Origin of the sequence: Pseudomonas sp. IT-196MI5, from assembly GCF_949767415.1 — a bacterium.
Lineage (GTDB): Bacteria > Pseudomonadota > Gammaproteobacteria > Pseudomonadales > Pseudomonadaceae > Aquipseudomonas.
Genome location: NZ_CATKPZ010000044.1, coordinates 12,749 through 27,078, shown reverse-complemented (window position 1 = coordinate 27,078; position 14,330 = coordinate 12,749). Strand labels below are relative to the sequence as shown.

13 protein-coding genes are annotated in these 14,330 nt (G+C 59.9%); 2 read left to right on the top strand and 11 right to left on the bottom strand.

Annotated elements, in window-relative coordinates; genetic code table 11:
• Window positions 1-124 precede the first annotated feature (124 nt).
• The 10 genes from panD to dksA all read right to left on the bottom strand — a co-directional run bounded on the left by panD (window position 125) and on the right by dksA (window position 11,642).
• A complete protein-coding gene (gene panD, locus ACM6IK_RS20995) occupies window positions 125-505 on the bottom strand; it encodes an aspartate 1-decarboxylase (RefSeq protein WP_003228271.1) in 381 nt (126 codons plus the stop codon).
• Window positions 506-699: 194 nt separating this feature from the next.
• The gene (gene panC, locus ACM6IK_RS20990; protein WP_414875842.1) at window positions 700-1,560 is read right to left on the bottom strand and encodes a pantoate--beta-alanine ligase; all 861 of its coding nucleotides are present in this window, start codon (window positions 1,558-1,560) and stop codon (window positions 700-702) included.
• Window positions 1,557-2,357, bottom strand: coding sequence for a 3-methyl-2-oxobutanoate hydroxymethyltransferase (gene panB / locus ACM6IK_RS20985; RefSeq protein ID WP_414875841.1), 801 nt, complete (start codon window positions 2,355-2,357; stop codon window positions 1,557-1,559). The genes panC and panB overlap by 4 nt, the downstream gene beginning before the upstream one ends.
• 388 nt (window positions 2,358-2,745) lie before the next feature.
• Window positions 2,746-3,231 (bottom strand): 2-amino-4-hydroxy-6-hydroxymethyldihydropteridine diphosphokinase, encoded by a 486-nt coding sequence (folK, locus tag ACM6IK_RS20980; protein ID WP_414875840.1) that lies wholly within the window; start codon window positions 3,229-3,231, stop codon window positions 2,746-2,748.
• Window positions 3,232-3,234: 3 nt separating this feature from the next.
• Window positions 3,235-4,635, bottom strand: coding sequence for a polynucleotide adenylyltransferase PcnB (locus tag ACM6IK_RS20975; RefSeq protein WP_008050165.1), 1,401 nt, complete (start codon window positions 4,633-4,635; stop codon window positions 3,235-3,237).
• Window positions 4,636-5,456: 821 nt separating this feature from the next.
• Window positions 5,457-6,896, bottom strand: a complete 1,440-nt coding sequence (locus ACM6IK_RS20970) for a sigma-54-dependent transcriptional regulator (RefSeq protein ID WP_223547721.1) — start codon at window positions 6,894-6,896, stop codon at window positions 5,457-5,459.
• Window positions 6,897-6,918: 22 nt separating this feature from the next.
• Complete coding sequence (locus ACM6IK_RS20965; protein WP_414875839.1) at window positions 6,919-9,873, bottom strand: sensor histidine kinase; 2,955 nt, start codon at window positions 9,871-9,873, stop codon at window positions 6,919-6,921.
• The gene (locus ACM6IK_RS20960; protein ID WP_003176118.1) at window positions 9,857-10,033 is read right to left on the bottom strand and encodes a hypothetical protein; all 177 of its coding nucleotides are present in this window, start codon (window positions 10,031-10,033) and stop codon (window positions 9,857-9,859) included. The genes ACM6IK_RS20965 and ACM6IK_RS20960 overlap by 17 nt, the downstream gene beginning before the upstream one ends.
• A gap of 77 nt (window positions 10,034-10,110) precedes the next feature.
• Complete coding sequence (gene gluQRS, locus ACM6IK_RS20955) at window positions 10,111-11,004, bottom strand: tRNA glutamyl-Q(34) synthetase GluQRS (RefSeq protein ID WP_414875838.1); 894 nt, start codon at window positions 11,002-11,004, stop codon at window positions 10,111-10,113.
• A 197-nt stretch (window positions 11,005-11,201) separates the two neighbouring features.
• On the bottom strand, window positions 11,202-11,642 hold the full coding sequence (gene dksA, locus ACM6IK_RS20950; protein ID WP_007971100.1) for an RNA polymerase-binding protein DksA: 441 nt from the start codon (window positions 11,640-11,642) through the stop codon (window positions 11,202-11,204).
• Between the two features lie 334 nt (window positions 11,643-11,976).
• On the opposite strand from dksA, the gene ACM6IK_RS20945 reads away from it, so the two are divergent.
• Complete coding sequence (locus ACM6IK_RS20945) at window positions 11,977-13,149, top strand: pyridoxal phosphate-dependent aminotransferase (RefSeq protein ID WP_414875837.1); 1,173 nt, start codon at window positions 11,977-11,979, stop codon at window positions 13,147-13,149.
• Window positions 13,149-13,862 (top strand): DNA/RNA nuclease SfsA, encoded by a 714-nt coding sequence (gene sfsA / locus ACM6IK_RS20940; protein WP_414875836.1) that lies wholly within the window; start codon window positions 13,149-13,151, stop codon window positions 13,860-13,862. Before ACM6IK_RS20945 ends, sfsA begins: the two co-directional genes overlap by 1 nt.
• Here the strand turns inward: sfsA and ACM6IK_RS20935 are convergent.
• On the bottom strand, window positions 13,859-14,176 hold the full coding sequence (locus ACM6IK_RS20935; protein ID WP_414875835.1) for a Rieske (2Fe-2S) protein: 318 nt from the start codon (window positions 14,174-14,176) through the stop codon (window positions 13,859-13,861). The genes sfsA and ACM6IK_RS20935 overlap by 4 nt on opposite strands.
• Window positions 14,177-14,330 lie beyond the last annotated feature (154 nt).

Sequence of the window (14,330 nt, the reverse complement as noted above, 5' to 3'; positions counted from 1 at the left end):
GGCGCAGGGCGGATACAGTAAACCCCGCGCAATAATCTGTCTTGCCTTTGTCTGACCTGTTTCCGGTACTTTTTTAACAGCAAAGTTAGGAACGGTCCGACAAACGGAAAAGACAGGACTCGGATCAGGCGACCTGGACCGGAATGGCGTTGCTGGTGTGGCTCAGTTCATTGCCCGGTGCCATGTAGAGCATGCGCGGCTTGAAGTTGAGCAGTTCGGCTTCGCTGTAATGAGCGTAAGCGCAGATGATCACGCGATCGCCGACCTTGGCCTTGTGCGCGGCGGCGCCATTGACCGAGATCATGCGCGAACCTTCTTCACCACGGATGGCGTAAGTGGTGAAGCGCTCGCCATTGTCGACGTTGTAGATCTGGATCTGTTCGTACTCGCGGATGCCGGACAGGTCCAGCCATTCACCGTCGATGGCGCAGGAGCCTTCGTAATCGAGTACAGCGTGGGTGACTTCGGCGCGATGCAGCTTGGCTTTGAGCATGATGGCGTGCATGAGTGTTTCCCAGGTCGGAATCGAACGGCGGGCAGTTTGCCCGAAGGGTTTGTGGGCGGCAATACGGCTTGGAATCCGGCGCAGATCCCCTTGTGGGAGCGAGCCTGCTCGCGATGGCGGTGTATCAGTCAAAATTGTTGTGACTGAACAATCGCTATCGCGAGCAAGCTCGCTCCCACAGGGTTTTTCGGTGTTTAGTTTGGCGCGTCGAGGTTCAGGTGCAGGTTGTCGATCAACCGCGTCGTACCGAGGAACGCCGCCACCAGAATCACCAGGTCACGATCCTGCGCCGTCGCCGGGCGCAAGGTCAGGGCATGGCGGATTTCCAGATAGTCAGGACGCAGGCCGGCCGTTTCGAGCTGTTTGATCTGGGTGTCGATCAGCGTCGGGTAGTCGTGTTCGCCTTGCTTGATCGCCTCGCCAATCGCTTTCAGCGTGCGGTAGACCACTGGTGCCACAGCGCGTTGCTCTTCGCTGAGGAAGCCGTTGCGCGACGACAGCGCCAGGCCATCGGCCGCCCGTACGGTCGGCTCACCGATGATCTGGATCGGCATGTTCAGGTCATGTACCAGCGCACGAATCACCGCCAGTTGCTGGAAATCTTTTTCGCCGAAAATCGCCAGGTCCGGCTGGACCATGTTGAACAGCTTGCTGACCACCGTCGCCACGCCTTCGAAGTGACCCGGCCGGCTGGCGCCGCACAGGCCTTCGGACAATTGCGGGACACTGACGCGTGTCTGGCCGGCCATTCCACCGGGATACATCTCCTCGACGGTTGGCGCAAACAACAAGTGGCAACCGGCCTGGAGCAGTTTTTCCTGGTCGGCGGCAAGGGTGCGCGGGTACTTGTCGAGGTCTTCGCCAGCACCGAATTGCAGCGGATTGACGAAAATGCTCGCCACCACGAAATCTGCCCGTTGGGAGGCTTTGGTCACCAGCGCCACGTGGCCGCTGTGCAGGTTGCCCATGGTTGGCACAAAGGCGATGCGCTTGCCTTCGCTACGGGCACGGGCCACGGCGGCCCGCAGTTCGCGTACGGTTTTTACGGTGTTCATGCAGAAAATCCGTGTTCGATCCCAGGGAAAGTTGCCGCTTTGACTTCAGTCACGTAGGCATTCAATGCAGCTTCAATGCTGGTCCGGCCAGTCATGAAGTTTTTCACGAATTTTGGTATGCGGCCGGTAATGGACAGCCCCAGCATGTCGTGCAGAACCAGCACCTGGCCGTCGGTGCCATTGCCAGCGCCAATACCAATCACCGGAATCTTCACCGCCTGGGTGATTTCTTCTGCCAGTTCGCTCGGGACGCACTCGAGCAGCAACATTGCCGCCCCGGCCTGTTCCAGGGAAATCGCGTCGGCGCGCATCTGCCGTGCCTGGTTTTCATTGCGACCCTGGACCTTGTAGCCGCCAAGGATGTTCACCGATTGCGGCGTCAGACCCATGTGCGCGCAGACAGGGATGCCGCGTTCGGCCAGCAGGCGGATCGAATCGGCCAGCCACAACGCCCCTTCAACCTTCACCATATGCGCGCCGGCCTGCATCAACAGGGCGCTGTTGGTCATGGCTTGCTCGGTGGTGGCGTAGGCCATGAAAGGCAGGTCGGCGAGGATCAAGGCATCGCTGTTACCGCGTTTGACGGCGGCCACGTGGTAAGCCATTTCTGCGGTGGTGACAGGCAAGGTGCTGTCGTGGCCCTGCAAAACCATGCCGAGGGAGTCGCCCACCAGCAGCACTTCGACGCCAGCCTGATTGCAGGCGTGGGCGAAGGTCGCGTCGTAGCAGGTCAGCATGGTGATCTTTTCACCTTTTTGCTTCAGACCTTGCAGGGTGGTCAGGGTGATGGCTGGCATGAAAAACTTCCTCATTCAGGCGCTGTGGAAACTACTGCGAGTAACGCGCGTGATTCTTCGTTGAATACAGGCGCACGTTCTTTAGTCGTGCTTTTAAGGCCTGGATTGCGCCCTTGAATGCCGTGTTAGCGGCAGCGGGACGCCTATAGTCGTGAGGAGAACGAGGGAAGTCAATTGCGTGTGTTACCGCATTGTTACGGGTGGGGTGTTACCGGGGTAACTGATGCGATTCAGCAGGTTTGTTCGATTCGGGGGTTGGTTGCACTTTTGTGTTCGCCACAAACCAATGTGGGAGCGAGCTTGCTCGCGATAGCGGTAGTACATTCAACATTGATATGGACTGACACAACGCCATCGCGAGCAAGCTCGCTCCCACAGGGGATTTGGGTCAGTTCAGGGGGAGGCGTTCCAACCCGACGAACGGGCAGGCTGCGAGTAAACTACTTAGCGTGCGGCCATCGGCCAGGCGCAAATCCGCAGGTGCCAATTCTGCCAGCGGATACAACACGAAGGCCCGCTCCTGCATATGGTAATGGGGAACCTTCAGGCGCGGTTCGTCGATCAGGCGATCACCGAACAGCACGATGTCAAGGTCCAGCGTGCGCGGCCCCCAGCGCTCAAGGCGCTCGCGACCCTGACCGTTTTCGATGGCCTGCAAGGCATCCAGCAGTTCAAGCGGCGCCAGCGTGCTGTCGAGAGCGGCCACTGCATTGGTGTAGCGCGGTTGTCCGGGTAGCAGCGAGTCACTTTGATAAAACGCAGAAACCCCAACCAGCTCTGATTGCGGCAAGTGCGCCAACGCCTCGACTGCGCTGCGCAATTGTTCGGCAGGGGCAGCCAGATTGCTGCCCATGCCGATGTAGATGCGTTCCATGGATTACTCGCCCGTGGTGCTCGAGGCGCCGGCGGCGCGTTTGCGTTTTGAACCACCGCTGCGGCGACGCTTGCGCGGGGCGCCGGTGCCTTCGTCCTTGCCGCTGAGGTCGCGAATCATGTCACGGCGCTCGCTTTCGTTGGCGTCCTGGTAGTCCGTCCACCATTCGCCCAGGCCATCGGTCTGCTCGCCGGCGCTTTCGCGTAGCAACAGGAAATCGTAGCCGGCGCGGAAGCGCGGATTGTCCAGCAATAGATCGGCACGCTTGCCGCTGCGGCGCGGCAGGCGTTCCTGCATGTCCCAGATCTCGCGGATCGGCATGGTGAAGCGTTTCGGAATCGCGATCCGCTGGCACTGTTCGGCAATCAGCTCGTGTGCCGCTTCCTGCATCGCCGGAATCGGTGGCATGCCACGCTCCTGCAGGCGCAGGACGCGGGCCGGCAGGGCAGGCCAGAGCAGGGCTGCAAACAGGAACGCCGGGGTGACCGGTTTGTTCTGCTTGATCCGCAGGTCGGTGTTGATCAGGGCCTCGCTGATCAGGGTGTGGGTGTACGTCGGGTTGTATTCCAGTGCTTCGGCGCTGGCCGGGAACAATGGATCGAACAACTGCAGGTCGACCAGCATTTCAAACGTATCGGCGGCATGGCCGGAGAGGAACAGCTTGAGCACCTCTTCGAACAGGCGGGCCGACGGGATCTCGCGCAGCATCGGTGCCAGGCCGCGGATCGGCAGGGCACTGTGTTTTTCGATGCCGAAGTTCAGCTTGGCGGCGAAACGCACGGCCCGGAGCATCCGTACCGGGTCTTCCTGGTAGCGTTGCGTCGGATCGCCGATCAGGCGGATCAGGTGATTGCGGATGTCGTGTACGCCGTTGGCGTAGTCGAGGATGCGTTCGCTGACCGGATCGTAATACAGGGCATTGATGGTGAAGTCGCGACGTTGCGCGTCTTCTTCCAGGGTGCCATAGACGTTATCGCGCAAGATGCGCCCGCTTTCGTTGCGCGAAGACTGGTTGCTGTCTTCCTCGTCTTCGTTTTGCGGGTGATTGGCGCGGAAGGTCGCGACTTCGATAATTTCGCGGCCGAAGTGGATGTGCACCAGTTTGAATCGGCGCCCGATGATTCGCGCGTTACGGAATTCGGCCCGCACCTGCTCGGGTGTGGCGCTGGTGGCAACGTCGAAATCTTTCGGGGTGATACCCAGCAGCATGTCGCGCACGCAGCCGCCCACCAGGTAAGCCTGATAACCGGCGCTCTGCAGGCGTTCAACGATATTCACCGCGTAACGGCTGAATTGCGCCTTCTGCAGCGAATGTTGGCCGCTGTTGAGCACTTCAGGCGTGCTGCGAATGTGTTGCGTAGGACGCTTGGGAGAACGGAATGACTGGAACAGCTTCTTCAGCATGGGATGCACTGTTTGAAGGAATATTCGGCCATAACAGAAGAATGACCGCATGATGGGCGGGGATTCTAGCATTTAGTCGGGGGATGGTGTAGGACACAGCAGATATGAGCTGTAGGTCGCAGGTTGTAGGAGCGAGCTTGCTCGCGAAAAGCGCAAGAGCGGTGCGGGGTGTCTGGTTTTACGCGTTATCGTTCACGACCATCGCGAGCCAGCTCGCTCCTACGGTAAGCAGGTGCGCAGATTCTGGAATCGCAGAAACCACAAGGGGAGCCGAAGCTCCCCAAGAAGTAGTTGCATGCTCTATTTTTATTTTTGGTTTCGGGCTTCTTGTTTTTGTTGAGTGCCCTCGCCATGAAGTTTTCCTTCATGACCCTCCCAATCGGGAGTCAAGAGCAAACGGATTGCTTTGGTCGCTGTGTTGCAGTGATCTTGCGATCCAACCAGTACAGGCTCTGTCTTAAGACAGTTTTTGTTGTTCTCGGCCTGGTCGTGGGGCTAGCCCCAAATACAACGCCTCTCCAAAAGAATCAGTTAGCTGCGCCTCTCGCCGTCTTGTTTTTATTGTGCGTGAGTCGATTCGTCTTATTTTTATTGTCTTGTGCATTGCTTGTTATTGTTCTTGTACCAAACATATAGCAGGGCGCGTGCCAACTTTTGCGAAACCCAATAAAACAAGGGGTTAGGCCGCCTACAAGGCATTTCGAAGACCAAAAAAAGCCGGGGCTTCGTTACCGTAAGCCCCGGCTTCTGTTACGTGGAAAAACTGAGGTAACAGTTTTTCCACAAAGTCACGTGTTACCCGCACATGAGACAGGTGTGGTTCAGCTTTCGCTGGCCACCCCGGTCTTGCGCCGCGGGATGCCCAGGCGCTGACGGCGCTCCCACAGGCATTTGCGGCTGACCCCGAGTTTGCGGGCCAGCTCGGTTTCGGTCATGTGGTCCTGATGCTCGAGGACGAAATGCTGGAAGTAGTCTTCCAGAGAGAGGTCTTCGGTCGGCTCGTGATTGCTGTTACTGGCATTGCCATTGCCCTGTTGTGGGGGCAGGCCAATGAATTCGTCGTCTTCCAGGTCGCCCAGCTCGATGTCGATGCCCAGCAGCTCGGCGGAAATTTCCGGGCTTTCGCACAGGATAACGGCACGCTCGACGGCATTTTCCAGTTCGCGAACGTTGCCCGGCCAGGCGTAGTGACGAATGGCTTGCTCGGCATCCGCGGCGAATTTCAGGTCGGTGCGGTTGATTCGCGCACTTTGCCGCGCCAGGAAGGCGTTGGCGATTTCGTTGACGTCCGCACCGCGTTCGCGCAGGGCTGGCAGCTTCAGCGCGATAACGTGGAGGCGGTAATACAAGTCTTCGCGGAACTGGCCGATCTTCGCCAGGCTCTTGAGGTCGCGGTGAGTCGCGGCGATCAGGCGCACATCGACTTTTTGCGACTGCACCGAGCCCACGCGACGAATTTCGCCTTCCTGCAATACGCGCAGCAGGCGAGCCTGGGCTTCCAGTGGCAGTTCGCCGATTTCGTCGAGGAACAAGGTGCCGCCGTCCGCCGCTTCCACCAGGCCGGCGCGCCCGGCGCTGGCGCCGGTGAATGCACCTTTTTCGTGGCCGAACAGTTCGGACTCGATCAGGCTTTCCGGAATGGCCGCGCAGTTCACCGAAATCATCGGTGCCTTGGCGCGTTTGGACAGGTTGTGCAGGGCACGCGCCACCAGTTCTTTACCGGTGCCCGATTCGCCCTGGATCAGAACGTTGGAATCGGTCGGTGCCACTTTGCGGATCTTGCCGTACAGGTCCTGCATCGGCGGGCACGAGCCGATAATGCCGATTTCACCGTTGCTGTTGTCGGTACCGGATTTCGCCGCACCGTTGGCGGCTTTGCCGGCAACTGCCTCACCACCGGCTTGTACCGTTTGTCGGTCACGCAGGATTCGTGCGGCCGCTTGCAGCATTTCGTCGTGGTCGAATGGCTTGGCAATGTAATCCACCGCACCCATTTTCATCGAGTCGACTGCCGAGCGCAGGCTGGCATAGCTGGTCATGATCAGCACCGGCGTGCCTTGGGCGAGCTTGATCAACTCCGTGCCGGGCGCGCCGGGCAGGCGCAGGTCACTGATGATCAGATCGAACGAGGGAATGGTGAAGCGTTCTTGTGCTTCCTGCACTGATCCGGCTTCGCTGACCTGGTACTGGTTACGTTCCAGCAGGCGGCGCAAGGCGGAGCGGATAATGGTTTCGTCTTCGACGATCAAAATGTGCGGCATTGATTCGATACTCTCGACGGTCTCAGTTCACAGCGGACGTCGCTTCGACATGACGCGGCAAAGTAACCCTGATTCGGGTGCCGCGTTGGCTTTGAACATCAGCCGGGCTGTCGATGGTGATTTGTCCATAATGCTCTTCAACGATGGAATAGACCAGTGCAAGGCCCAGACCGGTGCCTTCGCCAGGGTCCTTGGTGGTGAAGAAAGGTTCGAACAATCGGTCCATGATGCTCGACGGAATACCGCTGCCTTCGTCTTCCACGATCAGATCGACCGTGTGTTCGCCGGCTTCACTCTTGACCCTTACCGCACTGCCGGGAGGCGAGGCGTCACGGGCGTTTGAAAGCAGGTTGATCAATACCTGGGCCAGCCGTTGCGGGTCGCCTTCGACCCAGTGCTCGGGGTCGCACAGGTTGTAGAACTGCACTTCGAAATTGCGTCGGTTCAGGGCCAGCAGGCCGATGGCATCCTGAGCCACTTCGGCCAGACAGACGGGCTCGTCGCTGTGCTGATGGCCGCCGGCATGGGCGAAACTCATCAGCGATTGGACAATGCGCGATACGCGTTTGGTCTGCTCGAGGATCTGGCCGCTGATTTCCTTCAGCTCGCCGTCTTCTTCACGTTCTTCGCGCAGGTTCTGCGCCAGGCACGCGATGCCGGTGATCGGGTTGCCGATTTCATGGGCCACACCTGCCGCCAGGCGACCGATGCTGGCCAGGCGCTCGGAATGCACCAGTTTGTCCTCGAGCATCTGGGTTTCGGTCAAGTCTTCCACCAGCAGCACCAGGCCGCTGTTGCCCGGCGCGAGGGGTTCGTCGATCGCCGCTTTGTGCAGGTTCAACCAGCGTGTCTGGCCGTCGAGGGCCAGGTGCTGCTTGTGCAAGTGTTCGTCCGGCAGATTGATGAAGCCTTGCAACAGTTCTTTCCAGGGGTCGGCAATGGTGCTCAGGCGCGAACCGACCACGCGTTGCGCGGCGATGCCGGTGAGCTCTTCCATGGCCTTGTTCCACATGAGGATTTCCTGATCCTTGGCCAGCGAGCACACCCCCATCGGCAATTCCTGCAAGGTCTGGCGGTGATAGCGGCGCAGGGCATCGAGTTCGGCGGCCAGGCCGGTCAGGCGCGAGTGGTAATCCTCAAGACGGCTTTCGATGAAGTGAATGTCTTCGGTGACGTAGTTTTCGCCGCCGGCCTTGTAGGGCAGGAAGGTTTCGACCATGTCCTGGGCCACACTCGGGCCCATCAGGCCGGAGAGGTTGGCCTCGATGCGGTCGCGCAGGCGGCGCAGGGCGTATGGGCGGCGTTCATCAAAAGGCAGGTAGAGATCGCGCAGCGCTTGCTCGACTTCTTTCTGCGCAGCCTTGGCGCCCAAGGGTTTTGCCAGCTGAGTAGCGAACTCCTGGGGCGAGGCGGCGTGCAGCTCCCGGCGTTGCGGGCGGCGCACGTTATCCACGGCGCAGGCTTCGGCAGCGCTGGCCTCTTCGGTGCTGGCGTTAGTGAACAGCGAGATCAGGGTGAACATCAGCACGTTGGCCGCCAGCGAGGCAATCGCCGCCATGTGCCAGCTGGTGTCGTCCAGCACGTAGATCATGTTCAGCAGCGGAATGTAGAAACCTTGCAGGTTGCCGACCAGCGGCAGCAACATGGTCACCAGCCACACCAGGATCCCCGCCAGCAATCCGGCGATGAAGCCGCGACGGTTGGCGGTCGGCCAATACAGGACCGAGAGCACGCCCGGCAGGAACTGCAACGTGGCGACGAACGCGACAATGCCGAGGTTGGCCAGGTCCTGATCGGCACCGAGCATCAGGTAGAAGCCGTAGCCGGCCATGATGATCGCGACTATCAACGCCCGGCGGGTCCACTTCAGCCAGCGGTAGATGTTGCCTTCGGCCGGTGGTTGATACAGCGGCAGCACCAGGTGGTTCAAGGCCATCCCGGACAGCGCCAGCGTGGTGACGATGATCAGGCCGCTGGCTGCGGACAGCCCGCCGACATACGCGAGCAACGCCAGCGCCTTGTTGTTGGCGGCGATACCGATGCCCAGGGTGAAGTATTCCGGATTGGTGGTAGCGCCGAGCTTCAGTCCGGCCCAGAGAATCAGCGGCACCGCCAGGCTCATCAGCAGCAGGAACAACGGCAGGCCCCAGCTCGCACTGACCAGCGAACGCGGGTTGAGGTTCTCGGTAAAGGTCATGTGGTACATGTGCGGCATCACGATGGCCGAGGCGAAGAACACCAGCAACAGCGTGCGCCACGGGCCTTCCTGCAACGGCGTGTGCAGGGCAGCGAGCGCAGTCTGGTTTTGCAGCAGCCAAAGCTCAAGCTGTTGCGGGCCGTCGAACACGCCGTAAAGCGCATACAGCCCGACACCGCCGAGGGCGATCAGCTTGATCACCGATTCGAACGCAATCGCGAACACCAGGCCTTCATGCTTTTCGCGGGTGGCGATGTGGCGGGAGCCGAAGAAAATCGTGAACAGCGTAATCAATGCGCAGAAGCTCAGGGCCACGCGATGCTGTACCGGCTCGCGAGTGAGGATACCGATGGAGTCAGCGACCGCCTGAATCTGCAAGGCCAGCAACGGCAATACACCGATCAGCATGAAAATTGTGGTCAGTGCTCCGGCCCAGGTGCTGCGGAAGCGGAAGGCAAACAGGTCCGCCAGCGACGACAGTTGATAGGTGCGGGTGATCTTCAGGATCGGGTAGAGCAGCACCGGCGCCAGCAGAAATGCCCCGGAAACCCCCAGGTAGCTGGACAGAAAACCGTAGCCGTACTGATAGGCCAGGCCCACGGTGCCATAAAACGCCCAGGCGCTGGCGTAGACGCCCAGTGACAGGGTGTAGGTCAGCGGGTGGCGAATGATCGCCCGGGGAATCATGCCCCGTTCACTGATCCAGGCCACACCGAACAGCACCGCCAGGTACGCGGCACTGATCAGGATCATCTGGGTCAGGCTAAAGCTCATCGGCATCTTTTTGGCTCTGCAGGATGAAAGTCACGACGATCAGAATCAGCCAGAGCAGATACGGGCGATACCAGGCGCCAGTGGCGTCGATCCACCAATCCATGATGGCCGGGGAAAACAGGTAAATCCCCACTACCAAAAGCAGGACCAAGCGATAGATGTACATCCCGGCCTCTCTTTTTTATGCGCGTGCCCGAAAACGTGCGGCGATGGTAACGGATGGGCGCGCCACTGCAAGTGCGATCACAACAGCTGCGCCTCGGGCAGGCTCAGTGTGCGCGGGATCAACGAGGCATCCCAGTGGGCAATGCCCCAGTTCAGCACTTCCCGTGGCGTGGCATCAGTCAGTTCGGTACCCGGGTTCTGTCCCAGCGCCCGTAGCGCCCGCAGCAACAGGGGGGTTGCCTGACCCTCGGTCAGCGGTGGCGAGCGGTAGGACTTACCAAGTTTATTGCCATCGGGCTGGGTAATCAGCGGAATATGCAGATAACGCGGCTGCGGCAGACCGAGCAACTCTTGCAGGTAGAGCTGGCGGGGCGTGGAGTCCAGCAGGTCGGCACCTCGAACGATATCGGTGATGCCCTGCCAGGCATCGTCCAGGACCACGGCCAATTGATAGGCGTAGAGGCCGTCGCGGCGGCGAATCACGAAGTCGCCGACTTCCCGGCCCAGATGCTGGCGGTATTCGCCTTGCACCCGGTCGATGAAGTGGTATTCCAGCTCCGGAACACGCAGGCGGATGGCGGCATCGTCGGTGCCATGGCCGGCATTGCGGCACAGCCCCGGATAAAGCCCGTGATACGGCTCCAGTTGTTTACGCGAACAGGTGCAGGCATAGGCCAAGCCATGATTGAACAGGCGATTGAGCACCTCGGCGTAGGCATCGTGCCGCTCGCTTTGGCGAACCAGATCGCCATCCCACTCGAAGCCATAGCTTTCCAGGGCTTTGAGAATGGCCGTCTGGGCGCCGGGTACTTCACGGGGCGGATCAAGGTCTTCCATGCGCATCAGCCAGCGTCCGCCCACCGAGCGCGCGTCAAGGTAGGAGGCCAGCGCGGCGACCAGCGAGCCGAAGTGCAGATGGCCGCTGGGGGTGGGGGCGAAGCGCCCGATGTAGGTGGGGGAGGTGGCGGTCATGAATGCAATGTCACTTGTTCCGGGCTTGCGCCAGGCACCTGTGGGAGCGAGCCTGCTCGCGAAAGCAGTGTATCAGCCAGCATCGATGTTGAAGTTGATGGCCCCTTCGCGAGCAGGCTCGCACAGTGTTTAGCCGAGGCGAATCCTGGAAACAAAAACGGAGCGTTCGCACGCTCCGTTCTTCGTTCAAGTCGCAATTATTTGCCGACTTGCTTTTCCTTGATTTCCGCCAGAGTCTTGCAGTCGATGCACAGGTCGGCGGTAGGACGCGCTTCGAGGCGCTTGACGCCGATCTCGATGCCGCAGGATTCACACCAGCCGTACTCTTCGTCTTCGATCAGCTGAAGTGTCTTGTCGATCTTCTTGATCAACTTGCGTTCACGGTCGCGGGCGCGCAGTTCGAGGGCGAATTCCTCTTCCTGGCTGGCACGGTCTGCCGGATCAGGAAAGTTGGCCGCTTCGTCCTTCATGTGGTCCACGGTCTTGTCGACACCTTCCATCAGCTCTTTTTTCCACTGATTCAGGACCTTGGTGAAGTGCTTGCGCATGGGCTCGCCCATGTATTCTTCGCCGGCTTTCTGAACATAGGGCTCGAAGCCGCTGATCGCCTGATTTTGCTGCTTTGCTTGGGTGGACATGAAATAGACCGCCTCTACTCTTGTAATCCATCTGCGCAGGATTGCTCCATCACCGACAACTGCCGGCCCTGCGGCTGCAAGCGGGCGAACTTACCAGATCAACTCGGGCCGCGCTACTCCCGGATGTCGAGCTCGCGGCACATGCTGCTTGCAAATGATGACAAACCGTTGTCTGGTGGCTCTGGAACCCTGCTCAATTATTGATTTTAGTCAAACCTTGCGCGCGTGCTTGAGTCGTTTGTGATCGGGGGTTGCAAGGCCTCTGACCGCTTTAGGTTCTCGCTCGTTCCTGCGCTTGGGTAGAATCGGTTTTTTCTCCGTTGAAGGAAGGCCAATGGCTCAGCCCTACAGTGCCCGCAGTCGCGCAATCGAACCTTTCCATGTCATGGCGCTGTTGGCGCGGGCCAATGAATTGCAGGCAGCCGGCCATGACGTGATCCACCTGGAAATCGGTGAACCGGACTTCACCACCGCCGAACCGATCATTCAGGCCGGCCAGGCTGCGCTGACAGCGGGGAAAACCCGTTACACCGCCGCGCGCGGCATTCCGGAGCTGCGCGAGGCCATTTCGGGTTTTTATCAGCAGCGTTATGGGTTGAATATCGACCCTCGGCGCATCCTCATCACGCCAGGAGGGTCCGGCGCGTTGCTGCTGGCCAGCGCTTTGCTGGTAGACCCCGGTAAACACTGGCTGCTGGCGGACCCGGGCTACCCATGTAACCGGCACTTCCTGCGACTGGTCGAAGGCGCGGCACAACTGGTGCCGGTCGGTCCGGATGTGCGTTATCAATTGACGCCAGGCCTGATCGAGCGTCATTGGGACCACGACAGCGTCGGCGCATTGGTCGCGTCGCCGGCCAATCCGACCGGCACGATCCTGACCCGCGACGAGCTGGCGAAGCTGTCTGTCGCGATCAAGGAGCGCCACGGTCATCTGGTGGTCGACGAGATTTATCACGGCCTGACCTACGGCACCGATGCGGCCAGCGTGCTGGAAGTCGACGACAGTGCATTCGTTCTGAACAGTTTTTCGAAGTACTTCGGGATGACCGGCTGGCGGCTCGGATGGCTGGTGGCCCCCGACGCGGCCGTCGGTGAGCTGGAAAAGCTCGCCCAGAATCTCTACATCAGTGCACCAAGCATGGCGCAGCACGCTGCTCTGGCCTGTTTCGAGCCGGCAACCATCAGCATTCTCGAAGAGCGTCGCGCCGAGTTTGGCCGGCGTCGGGATTACCTGCTGCCGGCCTTGCGTGAATTGGGCTTCGGCATTGCCGTGGAGCCGGAAGGGGCTTTCTACTTGTACGCCGATATAAGCAAGTTCGGCGGCGATGCCTTCGCGTTCTGTAAGCATTTTCTCGAAACCGAACATGTGGCATTCACCCCGGGGCTGGATTTCGGGCGTTATCAGGCCGGGCATCATGTGCGGTTCGCCTATACGCAAAATCTCCAGCGTTTGCAGGAGGCGGTCGAGCGTATTGCCCGTGGGTTGCGGAGCTGGCAAGGCTGATGCGTTTTCATCCTCCCCTTGAAGAAGGGCGCCTGATCCGACGTTACAAGCGTTTTCTCGCCGATATCGAAACCGATGGCGGCGAATTGCTGACCATTCACTGTCCGAACACCGGCTCGATGCTCAATTGTCAGGTTGAAGGCGGGCAGGTCTGGTTCAGCCGCTCCAACGACCCGAAACGCAAGTTGCCTGGTACTTGGGAGATTGGTGAAACCCCGCAAGGGCGGCTGTTTTGCGTGAACACTGCCCGCGCCAATGGTTTGATCGAAGAGGCGCTGCGAGCGGGCGTCATCACCGAACTGAACGGCTTTACCGAACTCAAGCGCGAAGTGGCTTATGGTCAGGAAAACAGTCGCATCGATTTCCGCCTCGCTTACCCCGACGGGCCAGCCTACGTCGAAGTCAAAAGCGTGACCCTGGGCTTCGACGGTACGGCGGTGGCGGCGTTTCCCGATGCGGTCACCCAGCGTGGCGCCAAGCATCTGCGGGAGCTGGCGCATTTGGCCAGGGACGGTATTCGTGCGGTGCAGTTGTACTGTGTTTGCCTGACCGACATCGAGGCCGTGCGCCCGGCGCAGGAAATCGATGCGGCTTATGCTCAGGCCTTGCGTGAGGCTATCGCCTGCGGGGTCGAGGTATTGGCTTACGGTGTGCGGTTGAGCCACGAAGAAATGTTGGTCGACCGGCGTCTGGACGTGTTGCCGGGTGGTTAAAGGCTGATCCAGACCCCCTGTTCATCCTCGCGGCAGGCCACGCCGGTCAAGGCTTGCCCCGCGCAAGGGCCGGCGACGCATTCACCGTCTTCGATCAGGAACAGTGCGCCATGGGTGGCGCACTGGATCAGGCTGTTGCTGGGGTCGAGAAACTGGTCGGGATGCCACTCAAGGGCGACACCCCGGTGCGGGCAGCGATTGATGTAGACATAAACCTGTCCGCTGCGGCGCACCGCAAAAAACTTTTGGCCATCGATGTCAAACCCGCGGCTGCTGTCGTTGACCAGCTCGGCACCTGCGCAAAGCAACTTCATGTCTGTCCTCAGTCCCGCAGCTCGTGACCGGATATGTCCGAGCTTGAGGGTTGAATGCTATCAAATGGCTGCCTCGCCCGTGGAATCCTTTGAAGGAAGCTACGCCTGGCCCTGTCAGTACTTTTCCACAGGCAAAAAAAAGACCCGGCAAGAG

Coding starts and splice junctions, on each gene's coding strand:
- panD (WP_003228271.1), bottom strand. CDS start 505: ATGCACGCCATCATGCTCAAAGCCAAGCTGCATCGCGCCGAAGTCACC.
- panC (WP_414875842.1), bottom strand. CDS start 1,560: ATGAACACCGTAAAAACCGTACGCGAACTGCGGGCCGCCGTGGCCCGT.
- panB (WP_414875841.1), bottom strand. CDS start 2,357: ATGCCAGCCATCACCCTGACCACCCTGCAAGGTCTGAAGCAAAAAGGT.
- folK (WP_414875840.1), bottom strand. CDS start 3,231: ATGGAACGCATCTACATCGGCATGGGCAGCAATCTGGCTGCCCCTGCC.
- ACM6IK_RS20975 (WP_008050165.1), bottom strand. CDS start 4,635: ATGCTGAAGAAGCTGTTCCAGTCATTCCGTTCTCCCAAGCGTCCTACG.
- ACM6IK_RS20970 (WP_223547721.1), bottom strand. CDS start 6,896: ATGCCGCACATTTTGATCGTCGAAGACGAAACCATTATCCGCTCCGCC.
- ACM6IK_RS20965 (WP_414875839.1), bottom strand. CDS start 9,873: ATGCCGATGAGCTTTAGCCTGACCCAGATGATCCTGATCAGTGCCGCG.
- ACM6IK_RS20960 (WP_003176118.1), bottom strand. CDS start 10,033: ATGTACATCTATCGCTTGGTCCTGCTTTTGGTAGTGGGGATTTACCTG.
- gluQRS (WP_414875838.1), bottom strand. CDS start 11,004: ATGACCGCCACCTCCCCCACCTACATCGGGCGCTTCGCCCCCACCCCC.
- dksA (WP_007971100.1), bottom strand. CDS start 11,642: ATGTCCACCCAAGCAAAGCAGCAAAATCAGGCGATCAGCGGCTTCGAG.
- ACM6IK_RS20945 (WP_414875837.1), top strand. CDS start 11,977: ATGGCTCAGCCCTACAGTGCCCGCAGTCGCGCAATCGAACCTTTCCAT.
- sfsA (WP_414875836.1), top strand. CDS start 13,149: ATGCGTTTTCATCCTCCCCTTGAAGAAGGGCGCCTGATCCGACGTTAC.
- ACM6IK_RS20935 (WP_414875835.1), bottom strand. CDS start 14,176: ATGAAGTTGCTTTGCGCAGGTGCCGAGCTGGTCAACGACAGCAGCCGC.